Source organism: Mesorhizobium sp. M0340 (assembly GCF_040321535.1).
Taxonomy (GTDB): domain Bacteria; phylum Pseudomonadota; class Alphaproteobacteria; order Rhizobiales; family Rhizobiaceae; genus Mesorhizobium.
The window spans coordinates 207,377-230,182 of the sequence record NZ_JAMYRR010000005.1 but is presented as its reverse complement, the minus strand read 5'-3'; the positions used below and the strand labels follow the sequence as shown (position 1 = coordinate 230,182).

Here is a 22,806-nt window from a genome sequence, read left to right as displayed (position 1 = left end):
GTCCGTTTCAATTTGATCAACAGAGCACGCGCTTTCGCATGCCCAAGGAACTTCCGATGTGGGCTTCCGGGCGGCGTGGCTTTCCGAGTTGAGAGATCTACATCGCGGTGGGACACGAGGATCGACGTGGGGGTTACATCGACCTGAGATCTCGAAAATCGGGGCGCCTGCCGCCCGGAAACCGTGAATTGCCTGGCCGTCAGCGCAAGCGCCTCGCAGCGTCATCGGCAGACGCCGACTGTTGCGCTGCATCACCGGTCAGCTTGACTTTCAGATTCTCGGTCATGAACTGCGTGCCGGCGGCGACGACCACGTCACCCGGCTTCAGGCCATCGGCGACACTGACGCCGTCGGGGGTGAAGGCGGCGACCTTGACCGGATGCGCATGGACGGTCCCGCCATTGCGGTCGACGGTCCAGACGATCGATTGGCTGTCCTTTTGCGCCAACGCGGCCAGCGGGATCGACACCAGCTGCTGCCGGTTGTCCGCCGCGGCTTCAATGGAGGCGGTCATGCCTAGCAGCACGCGAGGATCGTTGGGCAGGCTGACGCGAACGGCAAAGGTGCGCGACTGCGGATCGGCGCTGCCGGCGACTTCGCGGACCTTGCCGTCGAGCGTCAGCGCCTCGTCGGACCAGAAGCCAGCCTTGACGGTCTTGCCCGGCTTGAATTCGGCGATATCGGTTTCCGGAACAGCGATCAGCACTTCCTTCTCGCCGTCGATGGCAACGGTCACCACCGGCGTGCCGGAGCCGACCACCTGGCCGACATCGGCGGCAACGGCGGTGACGATGCCGTTCTTGTCCGCCTTGAGATCGGTATAGCGGACCTGGTTCTGCGCCTGGGCAAGCTGCGAGCGGGCGGAGTCTCGCGTGGCGACCGCCTGATTATAGGCGAGCGTCGCCTGCTCGAGCTGCGACTTCGGCGCGAAATTCTTGGCGTAGAGCTGTTCGGCGCGCTTGCGCGTAAGCTCGACTGTCTCGACCTGACGGTCGGCAGCATCGAGGCTGGCCTGAGCGCTTCTCACCGAAAGCTCGTAGTCGGTGGGATCGATGCGGGCAAGAACGTCGCCCGGCTTGACGCGGTCACCGATGTCGACAAGGCGCTCGGTGATCTTGCCGTTGATGCGAAAGCCGAGATTCATCTCGGTGCGGGCACGCACCGATCCGGAATAGGAAAGCTGACGGGTATCGCTCGCCTTGGCGATCTCGACCACCTTGACCGGGCGGATGATCTCCTTGACCTCGGCTTTCTCCTGCGAGCAGCCGGCGAGGCCGAGAGCGGCAACGACAATCAGTGCCAGGCCGGCGGCCGGTCGCCTGTAGGTGATAGACTTGGACAAAGACACTTTCGTACTCCCGAACTGTGGAGATGAATTCTCGGCATCGCCGCCCGACGGGCGGCAACGGTCATTTCTTCAAGGCTCTGATGGCGAAGTCGGCAAGCTCGTCCGGCGTTGCCCGGTTCTTCTTGGCGAGGCACTGGGCCACCATCTGTGGATGACAGAGGCTGATAATGGCAGCGCCGAAACACCGGGACGCGATCACCGGATCCTGATCGACGAACTCGCCGGTGGCGATGCCCTCGCGGATCACTTCCGCGACCAGTTCATGGATGCTGTCGATGTGCTTTTCGATGACGTGCCAGTCGCGCTCGATGGCGACGATGACCATCTCGTGCACCTTCTCCTGGTCGATCATGGTCTCGAGCGTCCACTGATAGTGCGTACGCACGTAGCGGCGGAGCTTTTCGCTGGCGGTGCCGGGGCTATGGCAGGCTTCGTAGGTCAACCGGTAGCAGGTCTCGAGCATACGGCCGCAAACCGCCTGGTGGATTTCCACCTTGGAGGCGAAGAAGCGATAGATGTTGGCGGTCGACATGCCGAGTTCGCGCGCTATGTCGGCGACGTTGGTCTTGCCGTAGCCGTAGTGGCGGAACAATCGCTCCGCGCAATCCAGGATGCGCGTGACATTTTCCTGGCGGGCGGAATCGGCGGTGGCGTCTAGGGTTTCAAGCATCTCGTTGGCCAAAATTTACGACTGACGAATTTAGAATTTCGTCACTCGTAAATTGAAAACCGTCACCTGTCAAGGCACGATTTTGGGCGCTGACGACAGAGGGTGACATCTCTGGACGGAGTTGGCCCATGAAGCGCATGGGATTGGCGCCGGGCGCGCCTGCGACAGCGCGCGTTTTTTTGTGCGAAGGATTTTTGAAAAGATGCTTTCCGAAATCGGTTCCGTTTCGGATCAGGCGCTAAGGCTGCTTTGCCATCTCCCGCAGCCGGAACTTCTGGATCTTGCCCGTCGAAGTCTTCGGGATTTCGGCGAAGATCACCGCTTTCGGCACCTTGAAGCGGGCGAGCAGTGCGCGGCAGTGCTCGATGATTTCGGCCTCAGTCGCCGCCTTGCCCGGCTTCAGCTCGACATAGGCAACGGGCACCTCGCCCCATTTATCGTCGGATCGGGCGACAACGCCGCAGGAAGCGACGGCGGGATGCTTGTAGAGCGCCTCCTCGACCTCGATCGAGGAGATGTTTTCGCCGCCGGAGATGATGATGTCCTTGGAACGGTCCTTGAGCTGGATGTAGCCATCCGGATGCATCACGCCGAGGTCGCCCGAATGGAACCAGCCGCCGGCAAAAGCCTCGTCGCTCGCCTTGCGGTTCCTGAGATAGCCCTTCATGACGATATTGCCGCGGAACATCACCTCGCCGATCGTCTCGCCGTCGGCCGGCGTTTCTTGCATGGTCTGCGGGTCCATCACCGTCAGGCCTTCGAGCGCGGCGTAGCGTACGCCCTGCCTGGCCTTCTTCGCCGCCCTCGCCCCCTTCTCCAGCCGGTCCCACTCGCCATGCCATTCGTTGACGACGGCCGGGCCGTAGGTCTCGGTCAGGCCGTAGAGATGGGTGACGGCAAAGCCCGCATCGGCCATGCCCGACAGCACCGCCTCAGGCGGCGGCGCCGCGGCGGTGTTGAAGGTGACGGTCTGCGGAAATTGCCGCTTGTCCTCGTCCCTGGCGTTGATCAGCACCGACATCACCACCGGTGCGCCACACAGATGGGTGACGCCGTGATCGGCGATGGCGTCGTAGATCGGCTTCGGCCGCACCCAGCGCAGGCAGACGTGGGTGCCAGCCTGCACGGCAAGCGTCCAGGGAAAGCACCAGCCGTTGCAATGGAACATCGGCAGCGTCCACAGATAGACCGGGTGCTTGCCCATGCCGGCATGGATAGTGTTGGCATAGGCCATCAGTGCCGCGCCGCGATGGTGACAGACGACGCCCTTCGGATTGCCTGTCGTACCGGAGGTGTAGTTGAGCGAGATGGCGTCCCATTCATCGTCCGGCATCGACCAGGCGAAATCCTCGTCGCCGCCGGCGACGAACGCCTCATAGTCCAGCGTGCCGATCCGTTCCCCCTTGGCGTAGGGCGCATCGGCGGCATAGTCGGGATCGTCGTAATCGATCAGCAGCGGCCTGACCTTGGCCAGCGTCAGCGCTTGCCGGACCACGCCGGCGAATTCGCGGTCGACGATCAGCACCTTGCTTTCGGCGTGATCGAGCTGGAAGGCAATGACGGCGGCGTCGAGGCGGGTGTTGAGCGAGTGCAGCACCGCCTTGGTCATCGGCACGCCGAAATGCGCTTCCAGCATCGGCGGTGTGTTGGACAGCATGACAGTAACGGTGTCGCCCTTGCCGATGCCGCGCTTAGAAAGGGCCGAGGCAAGCCTCAGCGAGCGTTTCCAGAAATCGCGATAAGTCGTGCGCCGGCGGCCATGAATGATGGCGACCTGGTCGGGAAAGGTTTTTGCCGCCCGCTCGAAATAGGTGAGCGGCGTCAGCGGCTGATGGTTGGCCGGATTTCGATCGAGGTCCTGTTCGTAGGGATTGCCCATCCCGTCCTCCGCAATGTCTTCGTCGATAACTTTAGCGACCGGCTTCCGGCCCGTCACCACCAACGATGCCATCACAGACCGCGTTTGGCATAAGAACGGTCTAGATTCGGCGAGCGAAAGCGCATCTATTCCTTCCTCCAATTTGACTTTTGTCGAGAGCCGTGAATAATGTCAGCGAGGAGATGGCATGGCGATCCGACCGGCAGAACAGCTTATCCACAAGGCCGCCTGGCTTTACTACGCACACGGCTTGCGCCAGGACCAGGTGGCCAGCCAGCTCAAGATTTCGCGTGCCTCGGTGGCCATGTATCTGCGCAAGGCGCGCGAGACCGGCATCGTCAACATCTCGACCTCGACCCAGCTTTTCACCGACGACGTGCTGGCGCGCGAGCTGGAAGACGCGCTGAAGCTCGACGCCGTCTGGATCGCGCCGGAAAACGGCTATGTCGCCGACCCGTCCACCGACATCGCGGTACTTGCGGCAAGCGTCTTCCTCGAGCTGGTCAGGAAGGGCGACCGCATCGGCGTCGCCTGGGGGCGGACCATCTACACGATCGCCGACATCATGTCCTATGCCGATCTGCAGCACGTCACCGTGGTGCAGCTCTGCGGCAATCTCGGCGCCCCCTATTCGTACCGGCCGGACCAATGCACCATGGAGATCGCCCGCCGGCTCAACGCCAAGGGACTGAATTTTTACGCGCCGCTGGTGCTGACGACGGAAGAACTGGCACGCGGCCTGCGCGCCGAGCCGGTGATCCGCGAGCAATTGTCGGGCATCGGTGACTGCAACCTGGCGCTATACTCGGTCGGCTCGGTGGATACCGACAGCCATCTGGTCAAATGCGGCGCGCTGACGCCAAGCGAAATGGCTGCATTGCGCAAGGCGGGTGCGGCCGGCGTCATTGCCGGGCAAATCATCGACGCCCAGGGCCAGGCGCTCGACTGCAGCTACAACCGCCGGCTGATTTCGGCGGAGCTGTCATCGCTGCGCCAGATCGAAAAGCGCCTTGTGGTGGTGCAGGAGGAGAGCAAGTTCGAACCGCTCGTCGCGGCGATCGCCGGCGGGCTCTGCACTCATCTCGTCGTCGGCGCGCGCATGGCACGACGGCTGCTCGACCATGCCGGAGCGGCAGCAGAAAAGGTCGCCTGATAGTTAATTCCAGCCGGTGCGTTGTCATCAAAGCGTCGCGGCATTCCTGTTCACAACAAAGAGAAATCGGACGAAGCTGACATGAAGAACCTATGGAATGACGGCGAGGCGGAGAAGCTGGTCGCCGACTATGCAAAGAAGGGTGTGGCCCGCGACCTGGCGTTGCGCGTCTACACGACCAGGCTGCTGGGCGGCGAGCCGCGGCTCGTCCTGCATGGCGGCGGCAACACCTCGTGCAAGACCAAGGCCACCGATCTTGTCGGTGACGAGTGGGACGTGCTCTGCGTCAAGGGCAGCGGCTGGGACATGGGCGTCATCGAGCCGCAGGGCCTGCCGGCGGTCAAGCTCGGCGCGCTGTTGAAGGCGCGGTCGCTGAAGAAGCTCTCCGACGAGGACATGGTCGCGCTGCAGCGGGCGAACCTCATCGATCCGTCCTCGCCAAATCCATCGGTCGAGACGCTGCTGCACGCCTTTCTGCCGCACAAATTCGTCGACCACACGCATTCGACCGCAATCCTCGCCATCGTCGACCAGGAGGACAGCGAGGCGCTGAGCCGCAAGGTGTTCGGCGAAAAGATGGGCTTTGTGCCTTACATCATGCCGGGCTTCGATTTGGCGAAGGCGGCCGCCGATGTTTTCGACGCCGATCCGATGGTCGAAGGCCTGATCCTCGACAAGCATGGCATTTTCACCTTCGGCGACGATGCCAAACAGGCCTATGACCGGATGATCCATTATGTGAACGTCGCCGAGGATTTCATCGCCAGCCACGGCAAGCCGCGCACCGAAAAAGTGGCACTGCCGGCCAGGCTGGCCAAGCCCGCGGAGATTGCGCCGATGCTGCGCGGCGCGGTGGCGGTGGCGCGCGGTGAAGGCCGCTTCGACCGCATGATCAGCGATTTCCGCACCTCGGATGCGATCGTCGATTTCATCAATTCGGCAAAGATCGCCGACTACGCCGGGCGGGGCGTGTCGACACCCGACCTGTCGATCCGCATCAAGACCGGACCGATGGCGCTGCCGGCGCCCGACGCTGACAAGGTAGGCGACTACAAGTCCGTCATCCGCCAGCATGTCGAGAAATTCGCCAAGGACTATCGCGCCTATTTCGAAACCAATGACGCGCTCGACGACGTGAAGCGCACCATGCTCGACCCGATGCCGCGGCTGACGCTGGTGCCCGGCCTCGGCATGTTCGGCCACGGCCGCACGCTCAAGGACGCGAAGATCGCCTCCGATGTCGGTGAAATGTGGATCGAGGCGGTGCGCGGAGCGGAAGCGGTCGGCGACTTCCGTCCACTGTCCAAAGCCGACCTGTTCCCGCTCGAATACTGGTCGCTGGAACAGGCCAAGCTCGCCTCCAACAAGCCGAAGCCGCTGACCGGCCAGGTTGTGCTGGTCACCGGCGGCGCCGGGGCGATCGGTGCTGCCACGGCAAAGCTGTTCGCCGACAACGGTGCCCATGCCGTCGTCGTCGATCTCGATGGGTCAAGGGCTGCCGAGGCGGCAAAAAAAGCCGGCAACAATTCGATCGGCATTGGCGCCGACATCACCGATCCGGCGCAGATGCGCGCTGCGTTCGACAAAGCGGTCGCCGTCTACGGCGGCCTCGACATTCTCGTCTCGAATGCCGGTGCCGCCTGGGAGGGCCGGATCGGCGAGCTCGACGACGCCACCTTGCGCAGGAGTTTCGAACTCAATTTCTTCGCCCACCAGTCGGCGGCGCAGAATGCCGTGCGCATCATGCTCGAACAGGGCACCGGCGGCGTGCTGTTGTTTAATACCTCCAAGCAGGCGGTCAATCCGGGGCCGAAGTTCGGCGCTTATGGCGTTCCCAAGGCGGCAACGCTGTTTTTGTCCAGGCAATATGCACTCGACTACGGCGCGCATGGCATCCGCTCCAATGCCGTCAACGCCGACCGCATCCGATCGGGGCTGCTGACCGATGCCATGATCGCCAGCCGCTCGGGCGCGCGCGGCGTGTCGGAGAAGGAGTACATGTCCGGCAACCTGCTCGGGCAGGAAGTAACGGCCGAAGACGTCGCCCAGGCCTTCCTGCATCAGGCGCTGGCCGAGCGGACAACCGCCGATGTGACGACGGTCGATGGCGGCAACATCGCGGCGGCGTTGAGGTAGATCTAAACACCGGGCCAACAAAAAAGAGCGGCCCGCGAGCCGCTCTTTTCCTTTACCGATAGCGAAAGACTACTTCGCGTTCGGGTTTGGCATCCAGGCCGGCATGGCGACATCGGCATGGGCGAACTGCGGCAGCTTGGCCGAGAGATCCTCCATGTTCTTGATGTCCTTGTCGATCAGATCCTTCTGAGTGATCAGCGTCGGCGGCACGATGACGTTGTGGCCGGGATCTTCACCGGCCAACAGCTGCGCCAGCGCACGCACCGAGACCTGGCCGACGACGGCCGGGTTGGTGGCGGCGGTTGCCGCCCAGGCGCTGTCCGGCTCGCGCATCGCGGCGATGTCCGAGGTGGAGATGTCGGCCGAATAGATCTTGATGTCCTTGTTCAACCCGGCCTCGTCGACGGCGATTTTCACGCCTTTGGCGAATTCGTCATAGGGCGCGAACATCACCTTGATGTCGGGATGAGCCGACAACACCGAGCGAGCCTGGTTGGCGACCGAATTGGCGATCGGATTGTCGAGCGTGCCGAACATGGCGACTTCGTTGATGCCCGAATATTTCTTCTTGAATTCGACCCAGGTCTCGTTGCGGCGGTCGAGTGGGGCGATGCCGGCGACATAGACATAGCCGGCCTTCCAGCTCTCGCCATTGTCCTTGACCGCCTGTTCGAGTGCGAGGCGCGCGAGGTCGCGGTCGGATTGCTCGATCTGCGGGATCTTGGGGTTTTCGACATTGACGTCGAAGGCGACGACCTTGATGCCGGCATCGACCGCGCGCTGGGCGGCGTCCTTCATCGATTCCGTCAGTCCGTGCTGGATGATGATGCCCTGGACGCCGAGCGCGATAGCCTGGTCGACCATGTCCGCCTGAAGCGCCGCGTCCTGGCGGCTGTCGAGCACGCGCAGGTCGACGCCGAGTGCCTTGGCCTGCGCCTCGACGCCGGACAAATACGCCTGGAAGAAGTCGCCGGTCGAGAGATAGCGCACCAGCGCTATCTTGACGCCGCCCGGCTTGTCGAACGGCGCCGGCCGATCCTGCGCCATCGCTGGCAACTGCATCAGCAATGTTGCGCCGGCAAGCCCGAGCGCTGCCTTCCCCAAAAGTCTTCTTGTGATGTTCACGTCGCTTCCTCCACTTGTTGAACCCAAAATGTAACCGGTCGAACCTATCTCCTGCCCCTGCCGGACAGGGCGAAGGTGAAGACAAGGGCGACCACGAGAACCACGCCCTTGACGAAATCCTGCGTGTAGTAAGGCGCGTTCATCATCGTCAGGCCCTGCAGCAGCACGCCGACAAACACCGCGCCGACAGCCGTGCCGAAGGCGTTCGGCTTGGCGGCGCCGAGAACCGCGTAACCGATGAGTGCCGCAGCCACCGCGTCGAGCAACAGATTATTACCCGAGGCGATGTCGCCACGTCCAAGCCGGGCGGCGAGCAAAATGCCGCCGATCGAGGCAAAAACCCCAGAAATAACGTAGGCCCAGATTTTGTATGCCTTGACAGGCGCGCCGGCGAGTTCGGCAGCGCGTTCGTTGCTGCCGACCGCATACATCATGCGCCCGAAACGCGTGTATTCTAGAAAGAACCAGATCAGTACGGCCAGCACGAGCAGGACGACGACCGACACCGGGATGAGGTTCGGGATGAAGAAGTCGAAGCGGTGACGCCCAAGTGCCAGGAACGCTGCGCCGAAGCTGCCGTTGGCGACCGAGCCGTCGGGCATGGTCATGCCGGTGGCGATCGAACGGCCCTCGGTAGGTATGCGCTGCAGGCCGACAAGCAGGAACATCATGCCGAGCGTCGCCAAAAGGTCCGGCACCCGCATATAGACGATCAGCCAGCCATTGATGAGGCCGACGACGGCGCCGATCACAAGGCAGACGACGACCGCCACGACGGCGTTCTGTTCCAGCACCACCATGACGTAGGCAGCCGCCATCATGGCGCTGGTGGCGACCGAGCCGATCGACAGGTCGAAGCCGCCGACGACCAGCGTGGCGGTGACGCCGAGCGCCAGAACGCCGGTGATGGCGACCGACTGAAAGATGAAGACAGCACTTTGCGGCGAGACGAAACCATCGGCGGCGACGGCGAAATAGGCGATCAGCCCGAACAACAGAACGATGAAGCCGTAGCGAATAGCATGGTCGCGCAGGATCATTCAGCGCTCCCGCACGCTGGCACCGTCTTTATCCGACCCGAATTCATGCCCTCTCCATTCCCATTCCCATCGTCTTCCCGCTGTCAGGCTGCGCTGTGCAACGGCCCGCCGGCCACTTCGGCCAGCAGACGCTCGAGATCGACATCGGTATTGCGGTGCTCGCCGACGATCGTCTGCTCCGACATCACCAGGATGCGATCGGCCGTCTCCAGGGCTTCGTCGAGTTCGGTGACGAACAGCAGCGTCGCGCGGCCGTGGGCGCTCGCCCGCAGCTTTGCGGCGATATCGCGTCTGGCCGAGATGTCCACACCTTGAAACGGCTCGTCGAGGATGAAAAGCCTTGCCGCCTGCGACATCCAGCGGGCGACCATCACCTTCTGCTGATTGCCACCGGAAAGCGACGCCATCTCGTCCCTCTCGGAGCGGCAGACGATACCCAACTCCTGGATCTGCTGGCGGGCAACAGCGCGTTCGATACGGCGTTTGAGAACACCGAGACGCGACATGCGACTGTGGAACGGCAGGCTGATGTTTTCCTGGATGTTGAAGTCGCCGACGATGCCGTTTTCGCCACGGTCCTTGGCGACGAGAAACACGCCGGCGGCAATCGCTTCGCCGGTCGACGCCGGCGCATAGGGTTTCCCGTTCAGCACCATGGTCCCGGACAGCGGCTTGCGCAAACCGAACAGCGTCTCGGCGAGTGCGGTCTTGCCGACGCCGACGAGGCCGGTGATGGCGACGACCTCGCCGTCGCCCAGGGTCAGCGAAATCGGCCTGGCGCCTTCAGCAATCCGCAATGCATCGGCAGCGAAAATTGCTTTGGCCGAATTCCTGGCGACGATCCGCTCGAGCTGGATCTTACGGCCGAGCATGGCGTTGACCGCACCTTCGTAATCCAGCGGCTTCTTGTCGAAGATACCTGAGATAACCCCATCGCGCATTGAAATGATGCGATCGGCAAGCCGTCTGATATCCGACATACGGTGCGAGATGTAGAGGATCGCCACGCCTTGCTGGCGGAGCCGGTCGAGCAATGCGAACAGCCGGTCGGCTTCGGCGCTGGACAGCGAGGAGGTCGGCTCGTCGAGGATCAGCACTTTCGGCCGGTGCGCCATGGCGCGGGCGATCGCCACCATCTGGCGGTCGGCCAGAGAGAGATCGCTGATCCGGGCCTTGAGGTCGATGGCCAGTCCCATGCGGTCGGCCACCGCCTTTGCCTCGCGACGCACCCGGCCCGGATTGAACAGCGTCGGCACGCCGCTGCCGCTCAGCCTGTCGAGGGTAAGGTTGGTTGCGACGTCGAGGTCGGCGACGACACCGTCATTGATGTTCTGGTGAACGGTAACGACGCCGGCGCGGATCGCCTCGGCCGGCGTTTTCGGGGCGAAGTCCGGACCGGCAAGCGACATCGAGCCGCCGCCATGGTCGTAAACACCGCTGATGATTTTGACGAGGGTGGATTTGCCGGCGCCGTTGGCGCCCATCAGCACGGTCACTTCGCCGGCATGCAATTCGAGCGAGACGCCGCCAAGCACCTCGATATGGCCAAAGGATTTCCTCAGGCCGTCGACGCGGAACACGGCATCATTGCCCATTCGTTCCTCCCTGACCGTGACGCTATGGGCTATATCGGCAATTGTCAACACGATTGACAATTGCCAGAAGGCTTCCTAGCTTGGCCCGGCCGCCATGGCTCCGCTATCATCGGAGCACATAAGCGGGAGGTGAGGATGACTGGGAAATCGCCGTTCGAAGCACTGTCGGTCGAGACACTGGCGGGCCGTCTCGGTGCCAACGAGGCCCTGTGTTCGCAGATCGGCAAGGATACGAGCCAGTGGAAGGTTCGTGAAGTCGGCGACGGCAATCTGAACCTTGTGTTCATCGTCGAAGGTGCTGAGGGTGCGGCCGTCGTCAAGCAGGCCCTGCCCTACGTCCGGCTGGTCGGCGACAGCTGGCCGCTGCCGTTAAAACGCTCCTATTTCGAATACCATGCGCTGACGCGGCAACAGGCACGGGCGCCGGGTTCGGTGCCTGAGATCTACCACTTCGATGAAGGCCAGGCGCTGATCATCATGGAGTACCTGTCGCCGCACATCATCCTGCGGCGGGCACTGATCGAAGGCCGGCAATTGCCGAACATCGCGAAAGACATCGGCTTGTTCATGGCCCGCACGTTGTTTCGCGGCTCCGACCTGCATATGGCGACCAAGGATCGCAAGGCCGATCTGGCGCTGTTCGCCGACAATGTCGAACTCTGCGACATCACCGAGAACCTGGTTTTCTCGGATCCGTATTTCGATGCCAAGATGAACCGGCACACCAGCCCGCAGCTCGACGGCATTGTCGCCGAGCTGCGCGCCGACCGCGACCTCAAGGTCGAGGCGCAGCGCATGAAGCACATCTTCGCTGCCAATGCCGAGACGCTGCTGCATGGCGACCTGCATTCCGGCTCGATCATGGTCACCGACACCGAAACGCGGATGATCGATCCCGAATTCGCCTTCTACGGCCCGATCGCCTTCGACGTCGGCATGCTGCTCGCCAATTTCTGGATGGCGTTCTTCTCGCAGCGCGGCCATGAACAGGACGGAAGCCGCGATGCCATGCGGGACTATCTGCTCGGCGTTACGGCCGAGACATGGTCGGTGTTTCGCGTCGAGTTCTCGCATCTGTGGCGAACCGAGCGCACCGGCATGCTCTACCAGAAGAGCCTGTTCGAAGATCAGGGCGACAGGCTTGGCGCCGACCAGGCGCTAGACCACATGCTGCAGTCGATCTGGACCGATCTGCTCGGCTTTGCCGGCGTCGAGGTTCACCGGCGCATTCTCGGCCTTGCCCACAATGCCGATTTCGAGACTATTGCCGATCCGGATCTGCGCGCCAGATGTGAGGCAAAGGCGCTGAAATTCGGCCGTCACCTCGCCGTCAACCGGCGCCAGATCCACAGCATCGACGAGGTCAACCGGTTGGCCGCGCTGATCGAACGGGAGAGCAGGATTTGAACGTCGGCGACCGCCACTACCGCACCATCTGGCCGAGTGACGACGGGCGTTCGGTGGAGATCATCGACCAGCGCTGGCTACCGCATGATTTCCGCATCGAAAAGATCGATACCGTCGCCGGCATCGCCACGGCAATCCGCGACATGTGGGTGCGCGGGGCGCCGCTGATCGGCGTCACCGCGGCCTATGGCGTCGCCATGCAGATGGCCGACGACCCGTCGGATGCAGCACTCGACGTCGTCTGGGCAACCTTGCACGAAACGCGCCCGACGGCGATCAATTTGCGCTGGGCGCTGAACGAAATGCAGCGCTTCCTGCTGACGCTTCCCCTGGCAGAACGTGCCGCGGCTGCGTATCGGCGTGCCGGCGAGATCGCCGACGAGGATGTCGGCCTCAACCGCGCCATCGGCGCCCATGGGCTCGAAATTATCAAGGCGATCGCGGCGCGCAAGCAGCCGGGCGAACCAGTCAACATCCTGACCCACTGCAATGCCGGCTGGCTGGCCACCGTCGACTACGGCACCGCCACCGCGCCGATCTATCTGGCGACGGAAGCCGGCATTCCAGTCCATGTCTATGTCGATGAAACGCGACCCCGCAACCAGGGTGCCCAATTGACCGCCTGGGAGATGGCCGGCCACGGCGTGCCGCATACGCTCATCGTCGACAACGCCGGCGGCCATCTGATGCAGCGCGACCAGATCGACATGGTCGTCGTCGGCACCGACCGGACCACAGCCAACGGCGATGTGTGCAACAAGATCGGTACCTATCTCAAGGCACTGGCGGCCGCCGACAACGACGTGCCGTTCTATGTCGCGCTGCCGTCGCCGACGATCGACTGGACCGTGGGCGACGGGCTGGCCGAAATCCCGATCGAACAGCGCTCGCCCGACGAGGTCTCGCTGGTCTGGGGCAAGACCGCTTCCGGCGAGATCGCCCAGGTCCGCGTGTCGCCGGAAGCCACGCCGGCGGCCAATCCGGCCTTCGACGTGACGCCGGCGCGGCTGGTCACCGGTTTGATCACCGAACGTGGTGTCGCTACGGCCTCGCGCGAAGGCCTGAAGGCGATGTTTCCCGAGCGCGGATGATCCGCGGTCGGCGCCGCGATTGACAGTACAGCCCTGCCCTCCCATACATCTGCCGTCAATGTTCTCAGGGCGGGGTGAAAGTCCCCACCGGCGGTGAAGGGTTTCGGCCCAAGCCCGCGAGCGCCTTCCAGATGATCGGAAGGGTCAGCAGATCCGGTGTGATTCCGGAGCCGACGGTCAAAGTCCGGATGGAAGAGAACGAATGGAAGACGGTCCGCTTTCGCGGTTCGGATTCCGTATCGTGCGTCCTGATTCTGGTTCGAAACGGAAGGATGGACCCATGAATCAGCATTCCCGGAAAAACTATGAAACGATCCGCGTTGCCGTCATTCGGGCGCGCTGGCACGCCGACATCGTCGACCAATGCGTTGAAGCGTTCGAGGCGGAACTGGCGGTTCTCGGGGAGAAACGCTTTGCCGTCGATGTCTTCGACGTGCCGGGTGCCTATGAGATTCCCCTGCATGCAAAGACCCTTGGCCCAGACCGGTCGCTATGCGGCGATCCTCGGCGCGGCGTTTGTCGTCAATGGCGGCATCTACCGCCATGAATTCGTGGCGGGCGCTGTGATCGACGGCGTGATGAACGTGCAATTGTCGACTGGCGTGCCCGTGCTTTCGGCGGTGCTGACGCCGCACAACTACCATGACAGCGCGGACCATCACCGCTTCTTCTTCGAGCATTTCAAGGTCAAGGGCAAAGAGGCGGCCAGTGCCTGCGTGCAACTGCTGGCGGCACGCGAACGCATCGCGGCATGAAATCTCCGTCGCGGGTGGAAATCCCGGTAAGGCGCTGTAGTATCTCACGAAAACCAGGGAGGATGCCGGTGCAAACCAAGAAGATCATCAATGACGGTAACCGCTCCGTCGACGAGATGCTGGAGGGCATCCTGGCTGCGCATCCGCGCCATCTCAGAAGTGCGGAGGGAAGTCCGCGCTCCATCATCGCCCGCGACGGCCCACGCCCCGGCAAGGTCGGCCTCGTCATTGGCGGTGGCTCCGGCCACGAGCCGACCTTCCTCGGCTTCGTCGGCAAGGGGCTGGCCGACGCGGCCGCGATCGGCAATGTCTTCGCCTCGCCCCCGCCGGACCCGATCCTCGAATGCGCCAAGGCGGCCAGCGGCGGCGCCGGCGTGCTGTTTATGTACGGCAACTATGCTGGCGACGTGATGAACTTCGACATGGCCGCAGAGATGGCGGCGATGGACGACATCGAAGTGCGCACCGTGCTTACCACCGACGACGTCGCCTCGGCGCCACGCGACCAGAGGCAGAAGCGGCGCGGCGTCGCCGGCAATTTCTTCATTTTCAAGACGGCCGGTGCCGCATGCGACCAGATGCTGTCATTCGATGAATGCGAACGCATCGCCAGGAAGGCCAACGATCACACCTTCACCATGGGCGTGGCGCTGTCGCCCTGCTCGCTGCCGCAGACCCGCCGGCCGAATTTCGAGATCGGTCCGGACGAGATGGAGATCGGCATGGGCATCCACGGCGAACCAGGCATCGCGCGTGGAAAGTTGAAAACCGCCGACGAGATCACCGACGAGATGCTGGACAAGATGCTCGACGAGATGGCGCCGGCGCGCGGCGACAAGGTCGCCGTGCTCGTCAATTCGCTCGGCTCAACGCCGTTGATGGAGCTTTACATCATGAACCGACGCGTCAAGCAGAGGCTCGACGATATCGGCGTTTCCGTCCACGCGACCTGGGTCGGCAATTATTGCACGTCGCTCGAAATGGCCGGCGCCTCGGTGACGCTGATGCATCTCGACGGCGAATTGCAGGAGATGCTCGACCATCCCTGCGACTGCGCCATGTTCCGTGCCGGCTGAGAGAGCATCATGACATCCACCGATACGGCCAAATTGAAAAGAATGTTCAATGCGATCGCGGCGGCGATCGACGCCGATAAGGACAGGCTCTGCCAGCTCGACGGTGTCATCGGCGACGCCGACCATGGCATCGCCATGGCACTAGGCTTCGGCGCTGTGCGCGACGCGCTGGACCAGATCGATGCGTCGACCGAGCCGACAGCATTGCTCAACACCGCGGCAAAGTCGTTTCTCAACGCAGTCGGCGCCTCGTCGGGCCCGCTCTATGCGACCGCCTTCATGCGCGGTGCCGCCGCCGTGAAAGGCAAGGCAATTCTGGAGGACGCTGACGTCATCGCCATGTTCCGGGCGATGGCACAAGGCATCCAGGATCGCGGCAAGGCCGAGCTCGGCGAAAAAACCATGGTCGACGCCTGGCTGCCGGCAGCGCAGGCAGCGGGTGCCGCGAAGCAAGCCGGCAAGAGCCTGTCCGAGAGCCTGGATGCGGCACTTGCCGCGGCCGAAAGCGGCGCCGAGGCGACCAAGGACATGATCGCCACCAAGGGCCGCTCTTCGCGTCTCGGCGAGCGCTCGCTCGGCCACGTCGATCCTGGCGCCGCGTCGGCCGTGACGATCGTCAGGGCGATGCGGAACAGTCTGGCTTAGCCCCGCTTCGCCGCGTCGAGCCTGTCGATGGCCTGGACATTGCCGGCCGATGGTCCCTTCTCATCGAATTCCGATGCGAGCCAGGCGTCGACGATCGACTTGGCCAGTTCCGGGCCGATGACGCGCGCGCCCATGGTGATGATCTGGGCGTTGTTGGATTTCGCGGCGCGCTCTGCCGAATAGGTGTCGTGGGTGAGTGCGGCGCGAATGCCGGGGACCTTGTTGGCGGATATGGATACGCCGATGCCGGTGCCGCAAAACAGGATGCCGCGATCGTTCTCGCCGTCCAGGATGGTCTGGGCGAGCTTCTGCGACAGGTCGGCATAGTAGCCCGCCTGGCTGAGGTCGCTAACCGTGAGGCCGGGCTTGGTAGCGAGGTGAGCGGCAATGACGTCGAGCAGCGGCTTGCCGGCGCTGTCGGCTCCAATGGCTATTTTCATGTTCGGTTTCCTTCCTGTTCTATGCTTCAGATCGCCGCCGAGGCGCGTTTGAGGATGTCGATATAGCCTTCCGCCTGCCAGGCGGAACGGCCGATGAACAAGCCGTCTATGTTGGGCTGGCCGACCAATTCGGCGGCATTTTGCGGATTGACGCTGCCGCCATAAAGCACCGGTGGCACCACGGGCAGCAGGTCGCGGGCGATTTTCTTGATCAGCGCCTGCTGCCTGTCGGCATAATCCGAACTGGCCGGCACGCCCTTGTCGCCGATCGCCCAGACCGGCTCATAGGCGAACAGGATCGTCGCCGCCTTCGCCGCGCCTTCGAGAAACTGCAGTGCGCCGTGCACCTGCAGGGCCAGTACCGCAGCGGCCTGCCCGCTGTTGCGTTGAGCCAAGGTCTCGCCGACGCAGATGAGTGGCACGAGACCGTGCTTCACCGCCGCTGCAGTCTTCAGCCCGACAGCCTTGTCGGTCTCGCCGAAATGCTCGCGCCGTTCGCTGTGGCCCAACTCTACCATATCAAGTTCGCAGTCTTTCAGCATTACCGGCGAGATCTCGCCGGTCCAGGCACCGGCGTCGGCCCAATGCATGTTCTGCGCGCCAACCTTGATGCGTGTCGGCGACAGCGCTTTCTTGACCTCGCGGACCGCCGTGAATGGCGGGATGACGAAAGGCTGAATGCGCTCGTCGAAACCGGGGACGAACTCCGCCAGCGCCTCGGCGAAAGCCATCGCCTCGGCGAGCGTCTTGTTCATTTTCCAGCTGGTGCCGACCCAATAAACCATACGCGCCCTCCTAGTCTGCGATCACGGTCAGCGAAACGCCAGCGCCATCCAGCGCGGCGCGCATCTGCGGCTGCGGCTCGCGGCCGGTGAAGACCATGTCGAAGGCCTTGAGATCGGTCAGGAAGTGCAAGGCGGTGCGGCCAAACTTGCCGTGATCGGCCAGCAGATATTTGCGCGCTGCTGCGGCCATCATCAGCCGTTTGGTCTGGACCACTTCCTGATCTTGGTGAAAGGCAGAGGCACCATGGATGGCCGATGAAGACAGGAAGGCGACATCTGCGCGCAAAGATTTCAGCGTGTCTTCGGCGAGCAGGCCGAAGAAGCCGTGGAACTTCTTGCTGTATTGGCCGCCAAGCGCAATCAGGTTGATGCCGGCAACGCCCGCCAAATCCTGGATGACAGCCAGGTTGTTCGAGATCACCGTCAGCGGACGCAGATCGGCAAGGTGCCGAGCAACGCCGCCCGCGGTCGAGCCGTCGTCGATAATCACCGTCTGGCCCGGTTCGATCATCCTCACGGCGGCGACGGCGATGCGCTTTTTCTCGTCGCCAGCCAATCTCTGGCGGTAACGGAAATCGCTCTCGAAAAGGCTGCTCGGCTGGATCGAGGCGCCGCCGCGCACCTTGCGCAGAAAGCCGCTTTCCTCGAGCTCGTCGAGGTCGCGGTGGACGGTCATCTTCGACACGCCGAAGCGTGAGGCAAGATCGTCGACACTGGCCGTACCGGTGTCCATCAGAAAATCCATGATGCCTTGCCGACGGCCGTCGCTCTTCATTTCCGCGGCTTCCTCGTGCACCCCGGTTCCGAGACATGACAGCAAACGTCGCACAAGCCATCAAATTTTTTGTGATAATGTTATGTCTCTATGGGATATCATGACGCTTCTGGTCGCGTGCTGTAACAAGAATTGCTGCCGGCCGAGCGCCCAGCGGTTGCGGTGCCGCGGAAATCCGGCCAGAAGCATCAGGGGCTCGACGACAACCGAACAGCCCGCAAACACTGGCTCGAAACCGGATACGGGAGACTACTGAGTGGCTCGCATCACACTGAGACAATTGCTCGATCATGCCGCCGAATACGGCTATGGCGTGCCTGCCTTCAACCTGAACAATATGGAACAGGGCCTCGCCATCATGGAGGCAGCCGAGGAGACCAAATCGCCGGTTATCCTGCAGGCGAGCCGCGGCGCGCGAGCCTACGCCAACGATGTGGTGCTGGCCAAGCTGATCGACGCGCTGGTCGAAATCCATCCCGATATCCCGGTCTGCATGCATCTCGACCATGGCAACAACGAAGCCACTTGCGTCACCGCGATCCAGCACGGCTTCACGTCGGTGATGATGGACGGATCGCTGAAGGAAGACGGCAAGACACCGGCCGACTACGCCTATAATTCCGGCATCACCCGCCGCGTCGTCGACATGGCGCATTGGGGCGGCGTCTCGGTGGAAGGCGAGATCGGCGTTCTCGGATCGCTGGAGATGGGTGGCGGCGAGCAGGAGGACGGCCATGGCGTCGAGGGCGTCATCAGCCACGACCAGCTGCTGACCGATCCCGTGCAGGCCGAACAGTTCGTGCGCGACACCCGTGTCGATGCGCTGGCCGTCGCCATGGGCACCAGCCACGGCGCCTACAAGTTCAGCCGCAAGCCGGATGGCGCTGTGCTCGCCATGAACGTCATCGAGGAAATTCACCGCCGCCTGCCGAGCATGCATCTCGTCATGCACGGCTCGTCCTCGGTGCCGGAGGAGCTGCAGGAGATCATCAACAAATATGGCGGCCAGATGAAGCCGACATGGGGGGTGCCGGTCGAGGAGATCCAGCGCGGCATCAAGCACGGCGTGCGCAAGATCAACATCGATACCGACAACCGCATGGCGCTGACCGGCGCCATTCGCAAGGTGCTGACCGAGAACCCGAGCGAATTCGACCCGCGCAAATATCTGACGCCGGCGATGGCCGCCATGCGAAAGCTCTGCAAGGAGCGTTTCGAGCAATTCGGCACCGCCGGCAACGCACCGAAGATCAAGCCGCTGCCGCTATCGGAAATGGCCAGGCGCTATAAATCCGGCAGCCTCGACCCTAAATTCGGCTGATGTGTTCTGGATGAGCAGGGGCCGCATCGGCTCCTGCTCATCCATCATGCTCGCGGCAAAAGATCGGCCCTGCCGGCCTCGATGAAGGGCGCCCAATAGCCGACCGACTCGCGGATCATGGCGATGACCTGGTGGTCGACGGGCTCGCGCTCGCGGAACGACAATTCGAGGCAGATCTCGTTGTCGACGCCGCCGCCACGGCGAATCGTCTCCAGCAGCTTTTCCGGTGTGATGCGGCCGTCCTTGTTGTGGGCGGCAATGAACGGCCAATGGCCACCCTTGTTCATCGACGACTGCTTGACGTGGATGATCGGCGATTGCTTTGGAAAGGCTTCGGCCCAGGCATAAGGGTCGATGTCGTCCGGATTGCTCGACGTCACGTCGCCATGGTCGATGTCGACCATCATCTTGAGCGGGATCGCCATGCCGGCGGCATCGATCTCGCGCTGCAGCGTCCGGCAGCTCTCGATCGTATGGCCGAACTCGCGGCCGACCGACATCGGCTCCCAGAACAGGTAGATCAAGCCGGCGGCCTGGGCATGCTCGGCAACCTCACGCCAGCACGCCAGCGCGATGTCGAAAAGCCGCGCGCGACGTTCAGGATCGTCGTAATCCCGATGGGTGAAGATCGCGAACTGCGTACCCATGCCGCCGGCGCCGAGCTCGGCCGAAATTTCGGCAAAGGTCTTGAACCAGTCGACGTAGTAGCGTCGCACGTCGGCATCGGGATGGCCGAAATGATTGAGCCGGCCGTAAGGGCCGGTCATCGCCGAGGTCACGCGCACCCCGGTGCGGTTGAGAGCGGAGCGGAACAGGCGGGTGAATTTGGCGATCGTTGCCGCCGGCCAGCCGGGATTGATGAACTCATGCGTGAGCTGCACGTCGCGGATGCCGATGTCGTAGGCGATCGTATCGATCAGGTCGTCCGGCTCGGCAAAACGGTTGACCAGCGGATTGGTGTTGAGGGACAGCGTAAAGGCCATCAGCCGGCCTTTGCCAGCCGATTCGAACACCAGTCCTCGAACGCTTCTCTTTCCGCGCTGGACAGATGCAGGCCGTGCTTGGTGCGTCGTTCGAGAATATCGGCCGCGGTCTCGGCCCATTCGTGCTCGAGCAGGTAGTTGGCTTCGCGCTCGAAAAAATCCTTGCCGAAGCGCCGGCCCAGTTCGGCGAGCGAACCGGCCGCGCCGACCAGATCACGCGTCCTTGTGCCATAGAGCCGGCCATAATGCTTGACCAGGGAGGCGGGCATCCAGGGATATTCGTGGCCGAGGTCACCGAGGAACTGCTCGAAATCGGCATTGGCGATATCGCCGCCCGGCAGATGCCCTTTCGAGGTCCACGGCTTGCCCATCTTCGGAAAGAACGGGGCGATGCGGTCCAGCGCGTGCTCGGCCAATTTGCGGAAGGTGGTGATCTTGCCGCCGAAGACGGAAAGCAGCGGCGCCTGCCCTGCCGAAGCGTCGAGTTCGAAAATATAATCGCGGGTCACCGCACTCGGATTGTCGGCATTGTCGTCATAGAGCGGCCTGACGCCGGAAAACGAATGAAGGACGTCGCCGCGCGCAAGCTGGCGCTTAAAGTAGCGGTTGACCACCTTGATCAGATAGTCGATCTCGCCGGCATCCGCGGTGACGTCTTCCGGCCGCCCGTCATAGGGGATGTCGGTGGTGCCGATCAACGCCAGATCGTTCTGGTAGGGATTGATGAAGATCACGCGCTTGTCGCTGTTTTGGACGAGATAGGCCTGTCGCCCTTCCCAGAATTTTGGCACGACAATATGGCTGCCCTTGACCAGGCGCACGTTCCGCTTGGAGTTCTGGCCGGCCACGCGGTTGACGACGTCGTTGACCCAGGGACCGCCGGCGTTGATCAGCGCGCGTGCCCGGACGGTGGTCCTGACGCCGGTTCGACCGTCGCGCATCTCCACCGACCACAGGCCGTGTTCGCGACGGGCGGCAATGCATGCGGTGCGGGTGAATATCCTGGCCCCGCGCTCGGCGGCGTCGAGCGCGTTGATGACGACCAGGCGGGCGTCGTCGACCCAGCAGTCGGAATATTCGAAGCCGCGCTTGAAGGCGTCCTTGATCGGCGCGCCTTCGGGTGCGGTGCGCAGGTCGAGCGTGCGGGTGGCCGGCAGCCGCTTGCGGCCGCCAAGATGATCGTAGAGGAACAGGCCGAGCCGGACCAGCCAGGCCGGCCGGTCATCGGGGCTGTGCGGCAGCACGAAGCGCATAGGCCAGATGATGTGCGGCGCGGATTCGAGCAGCACCTCGCGCTCGATCAGCGCCTCCCGCACCAGGCGGAACTCGTAATATTCGAGATAGCGCAAACCGCCATGAACGAGCTTTCCCGATCGCGAACTGGTGCCCTCGGCGAGATCGTCTTTTTCGCAAAGAATGACCGACAGGCCCCGGCCCGCCGCATCGCGCGCGATTCCGGCGCCATTGACGCCGCCGCCGACGACGAAGAGGTCGACGATTTCGGTTTCACCGTTCATCTCGCTCGATGCCCTGTCGTCAGCATGGATTGACCGGAGGCAGACCGGCGATGAAGCGGCGCACTTCCTCGGCCGCCTGCTCGGCCGCATAAGTCACCGTGCGCACCGACGCGCCGGCGATATGCGGCGTCAGTGTCACGTTCGGCAGCTGCAGCAAGGGCCAGTCGGCAGGCACCGGCTCGACGGCGAACGTCTCCAACATGGCACTGCCGATCTGTCCCGAGACGAGCGCCTCGTAGAGTGCATCGTAGTCGACCAGCGGTCCGCGCGCGGTATTGACGAAGATTACGCCTGGCTTCATCCGGGCAATAGCGTCCTTGCCGATGAGACCGCGCGTCTCTTCGGTGACCCGAGAATGCAGCGTGACCACATCGGAGCGCGACAGCAGATCGTCCAGCGCTACCAGCTCGACGCCGGCATTGCGGTCCTCGACGCTCAACTGCACATAGGGATCGCAGACCAGGATGCGACAGCCGAAAGCACGCAGCAGCCGAACCAGCCTGGTGCCGATATTGCCATAGCCGATGACGCCAACGGTCATTTCGTTGAGCTCGCGGCCGGTGCGGTCGGCGCGGTAGAGATCGCCGCGCCACTCGCCCTTGCGCAAGGCTTCGTGACCGACGCGGATCAGCCGCGTTTCGGCGAGAATGGCGCCAATGGTGAACTCGGCCACCGCGCTGGCGTTGCGGCCGGGCACATTGACCACCGTGATGCCATGGGTCTTGGCGGCAGCCATGTCGATGTTGATCGGCCCGCCGCGCGACACCGCAACCAGCTTGAGTGTGGGCAGGCGCTGCATCATGGCTTCGGAGAGCGGCGCAAGCTGGGTAACAAAAATTTCGGCATCGCCGATAAAATCGACCACCTCGTCCGGATCGCCGAAATACTCCTTGACCTTGTCGAGGCCGAGCGCCGCATTGCCGAATTGCATCGGCTCGTCGGGCCAAGCGGTTTCAACGGTGCGGATGTCGAGATTGTCGCCGCAGGCCGCCTCGATTTTCTCGCGAAACACGTTCGGAAGCATGAAGCGGTCGCCGATGATCGCAATTTTCTTGGGCATGCTCT

19 protein-coding genes, 1 pseudogene and 1 riboswitch are annotated in these 22,806 nt (G+C 63.0%); of the genes and pseudogenes, 8 read left to right on the top strand and 12 right to left on the bottom strand.

The genetic code is table 11. From position 1 onward, the window contains the following. Window positions 1-199: 199 nt before the first annotated feature. From NKI79_RS09985 to NKI79_RS09975, 3 genes are all read right to left on the bottom strand, one after another. Window positions 200-1,348, bottom strand: coding sequence for an efflux RND transporter periplasmic adaptor subunit (locus tag NKI79_RS09985; RefSeq protein ID WP_352801368.1), 1,149 nt, complete (start codon window positions 1,346-1,348; stop codon window positions 200-202). A 61-nt stretch (window positions 1,349-1,409) separates the two neighbouring features. Then, window positions 1,410-2,018, bottom strand: a complete 609-nt coding sequence (locus NKI79_RS09980) for a TetR/AcrR family transcriptional regulator (RefSeq protein ID WP_352505318.1) — start codon at window positions 2,016-2,018, stop codon at window positions 1,410-1,412. Between the two features lie 238 nt (window positions 2,019-2,256). Next, window positions 2,257-3,897 carry an acyl-CoA synthetase gene (locus tag NKI79_RS09975; protein WP_352801455.1) on the bottom strand — a complete coding sequence of 547 codons (1,641 nt, stop codon included), beginning with the start codon at window positions 3,895-3,897 and terminating at the stop codon, window positions 2,257-2,259. 187 nt (window positions 3,898-4,084) lie between these two features. On the opposite strand from NKI79_RS09975, the gene NKI79_RS09970 reads away from it, so the two are divergent. Together NKI79_RS09970 and NKI79_RS09965 are read left to right on the top strand one after the other, a co-directional pair. Further along, a complete protein-coding gene (locus NKI79_RS09970; protein ID WP_352801367.1) occupies window positions 4,085-5,050 on the top strand; it encodes a sugar-binding transcriptional regulator in 966 nt (321 codons plus the stop codon). Between the two features lie 81 nt (window positions 5,051-5,131). Then, complete coding sequence (locus tag NKI79_RS09965) at window positions 5,132-7,186, top strand: bifunctional aldolase/short-chain dehydrogenase (RefSeq protein ID WP_352801366.1); 2,055 nt, start codon at window positions 5,132-5,134, stop codon at window positions 7,184-7,186. A gap of 69 nt (window positions 7,187-7,255) precedes the next feature. Here the strand turns inward: NKI79_RS09965 and NKI79_RS09960 are convergent, their stop codons facing one another. The 3 genes from NKI79_RS09960 to NKI79_RS09950 all read right to left on the bottom strand — a co-directional run bounded on the left by NKI79_RS09960 (window position 7,256) and on the right by NKI79_RS09950 (window position 10,946). Continuing rightward, on the bottom strand, window positions 7,256-8,311 hold the full coding sequence (locus NKI79_RS09960) for a substrate-binding domain-containing protein (protein ID WP_352801365.1): 1,056 nt from the start codon (window positions 8,309-8,311) through the stop codon (window positions 7,256-7,258). 44 nt (window positions 8,312-8,355) lie between these two features. Next, window positions 8,356-9,351: an ABC transporter permease gene (locus NKI79_RS09955; RefSeq protein WP_352476556.1), complete on the bottom strand. Its 996-nt coding sequence runs from the start codon at window positions 9,349-9,351 to the stop codon at window positions 8,356-8,358. A gap of 83 nt (window positions 9,352-9,434) precedes the next feature. After that, window positions 9,435-10,946, bottom strand: coding sequence for a sugar ABC transporter ATP-binding protein (locus NKI79_RS09950; protein WP_352801364.1), 1,512 nt, complete (start codon window positions 10,944-10,946; stop codon window positions 9,435-9,437). Between the two features lie 135 nt (window positions 10,947-11,081). Here NKI79_RS09950 and mtnK point away from each other — a divergent pair, with 135 nt between their 5' ends. The 5 genes and pseudogenes from mtnK to dhaL all read left to right on the top strand — a co-directional run bounded on the left by mtnK (window position 11,082) and on the right by dhaL (window position 15,920). Then, the gene (gene mtnK, locus NKI79_RS09945; RefSeq protein WP_352801363.1) at window positions 11,082-12,353 is read left to right on the top strand and encodes an S-methyl-5-thioribose kinase; all 1,272 of its coding nucleotides are present in this window, start codon (window positions 11,082-11,084) and stop codon (window positions 12,351-12,353) included. Next, entirely contained in the window at window positions 12,350-13,444 is a 1,095-nt protein-coding gene (gene mtnA, locus NKI79_RS09940; RefSeq protein WP_352801362.1) for an S-methyl-5-thioribose-1-phosphate isomerase, read from the top strand. The genes mtnK and mtnA overlap by 4 nt, the downstream gene beginning before the upstream one ends. Before the next feature lie 56 nt (window positions 13,445-13,500). Beyond that, a riboswitch (FMN riboswitch) is annotated at window positions 13,501-13,648 on the top strand. Between the two features lie 76 nt (window positions 13,649-13,724). Continuing rightward, window positions 13,725-14,199 (top strand): annotated as a pseudogene (locus NKI79_RS09935) (6,7-dimethyl-8-ribityllumazine synthase). Between the two features lie 68 nt (window positions 14,200-14,267). Then, a complete protein-coding gene (locus tag NKI79_RS09930) occupies window positions 14,268-15,275 on the top strand; it encodes a dihydroxyacetone kinase subunit DhaK (protein WP_352801361.1) in 1,008 nt (335 codons plus the stop codon). 9 nt (window positions 15,276-15,284) lie between these two features. Then, window positions 15,285-15,920, top strand: a complete 636-nt coding sequence (dhaL, locus tag NKI79_RS09925; RefSeq protein WP_352801360.1) for a dihydroxyacetone kinase subunit DhaL — start codon at window positions 15,285-15,287, stop codon at window positions 15,918-15,920. Here dhaL and derI read toward each other — a convergent pair. Genes derI through NKI79_RS09910 form a run of 3 tightly spaced genes read right to left on the bottom strand, consistent with a single transcriptional unit; the run spans window position 15,917 to window position 17,920 of the window. Further along, on the bottom strand, window positions 15,917-16,360 hold the full coding sequence (gene derI, locus NKI79_RS09920) for a D-erythrulose-4-phosphate isomerase (RefSeq protein ID WP_254818715.1): 444 nt from the start codon (window positions 16,358-16,360) through the stop codon (window positions 15,917-15,919). The two genes, dhaL and derI, sit on opposite strands and share 4 nt — an antisense overlap. A 26-nt stretch (window positions 16,361-16,386) precedes the next feature. After that, window positions 16,387-17,145: a triose-phosphate isomerase gene (locus NKI79_RS09915; RefSeq protein WP_352777153.1), complete on the bottom strand. Its 759-nt coding sequence runs from the start codon at window positions 17,143-17,145 to the stop codon at window positions 16,387-16,389. Window positions 17,146-17,155: 10 nt separating this feature from the next. After that, window positions 17,156-17,920, bottom strand: a complete 765-nt coding sequence (locus tag NKI79_RS09910; protein ID WP_352701788.1) for a DeoR/GlpR family DNA-binding transcription regulator — start codon at window positions 17,918-17,920, stop codon at window positions 17,156-17,158. Between the two features lie 256 nt (window positions 17,921-18,176). Here NKI79_RS09910 and fba point away from each other — a divergent pair, with 256 nt between their 5' ends. Further along, on the top strand, window positions 18,177-19,241 hold the full coding sequence (gene fba / locus NKI79_RS09905; RefSeq protein ID WP_352801359.1) for a class II fructose-bisphosphate aldolase: 1,065 nt from the start codon (window positions 18,177-18,179) through the stop codon (window positions 19,239-19,241). A 44-nt stretch (window positions 19,242-19,285) separates the two neighbouring features. Here the strand turns inward: fba and NKI79_RS09900 are convergent, their stop codons facing one another. From NKI79_RS09900 to NKI79_RS09890, 3 genes are read right to left on the bottom strand one after another with little or no spacing between them, the layout of a single operon-like run. Then, a complete protein-coding gene (locus NKI79_RS09900) occupies window positions 19,286-20,224 on the bottom strand; it encodes a sugar phosphate isomerase/epimerase family protein (RefSeq protein WP_352505459.1) in 939 nt (312 codons plus the stop codon). Beyond that, a complete protein-coding gene (locus NKI79_RS09895) occupies window positions 20,224-21,741 on the bottom strand; it encodes a glycerol-3-phosphate dehydrogenase (protein WP_352801358.1) in 1,518 nt (505 codons plus the stop codon). The genes NKI79_RS09900 and NKI79_RS09895 overlap by 1 nt, the downstream gene beginning before the upstream one ends. Window positions 21,742-21,760: 19 nt before the next feature. Beyond that, entirely contained in the window at window positions 21,761-22,801 is a 1,041-nt protein-coding gene (locus tag NKI79_RS09890; protein ID WP_352476542.1) for a 2-hydroxyacid dehydrogenase, read from the bottom strand. Window positions 22,802-22,806 lie beyond the last annotated feature (5 nt).

What these genes read in the sequence shown, in the direction of transcription:
- NKI79_RS09980 (WP_352505318.1), bottom strand. Translation starts at nt 2,018, where the DNA reads ATGCTTGAAACCCTAGACGCCACCGCCGATTCCGCCCGCCAGGAAAAT.
- NKI79_RS09975 (WP_352801455.1), bottom strand. Translation starts at nt 3,897, where the DNA reads ATGGGCAATCCCTACGAACAGGACCTCGATCGAAATCCGGCCAACCAT.
- NKI79_RS09970 (WP_352801367.1), top strand. Translation starts at nt 4,085, where the DNA reads ATGGCGATCCGACCGGCAGAACAGCTTATCCACAAGGCCGCCTGGCTT.
- NKI79_RS09965 (WP_352801366.1), top strand. Translation starts at nt 5,132, where the DNA reads ATGAAGAACCTATGGAATGACGGCGAGGCGGAGAAGCTGGTCGCCGAC.
- NKI79_RS09955 (WP_352476556.1), bottom strand. Translation starts at nt 9,351, where the DNA reads ATGATCCTGCGCGACCATGCTATTCGCTACGGCTTCATCGTTCTGTTG.
- NKI79_RS09950 (WP_352801364.1), bottom strand. Translation starts at nt 10,946, where the DNA reads ATGGGCAATGATGCCGTGTTCCGCGTCGACGGCCTGAGGAAATCCTTT.
- mtnK (WP_352801363.1), top strand. Translation starts at nt 11,082, where the DNA reads ATGACTGGGAAATCGCCGTTCGAAGCACTGTCGGTCGAGACACTGGCG.
- dhaL (WP_352801360.1), top strand. Translation starts at nt 15,285, where the DNA reads ATGACATCCACCGATACGGCCAAATTGAAAAGAATGTTCAATGCGATC.
- derI (WP_254818715.1), bottom strand. Translation starts at nt 16,360, where the DNA reads ATGAAAATAGCCATTGGAGCCGACAGCGCCGGCAAGCCGCTGCTCGAC.
- NKI79_RS09915 (WP_352777153.1), bottom strand. Translation starts at nt 17,145, where the DNA reads ATGGTTTATTGGGTCGGCACCAGCTGGAAAATGAACAAGACGCTCGCC.
- NKI79_RS09910 (WP_352701788.1), bottom strand. Translation starts at nt 17,920, where the DNA reads ATGAAGAGCGACGGCCGTCGGCAAGGCATCATGGATTTTCTGATGGAC.
- NKI79_RS09900 (WP_352505459.1), bottom strand. Translation starts at nt 20,224, where the DNA reads ATGGCCTTTACGCTGTCCCTCAACACCAATCCGCTGGTCAACCGTTTT.
- NKI79_RS09895 (WP_352801358.1), bottom strand. Translation starts at nt 21,741, where the DNA reads ATGAACGGTGAAACCGAAATCGTCGACCTCTTCGTCGTCGGCGGCGGC.
- NKI79_RS09890 (WP_352476542.1), bottom strand. Translation starts at nt 22,801, where the DNA reads ATGCCCAAGAAAATTGCGATCATCGGCGACCGCTTCATGCTTCCGAAC.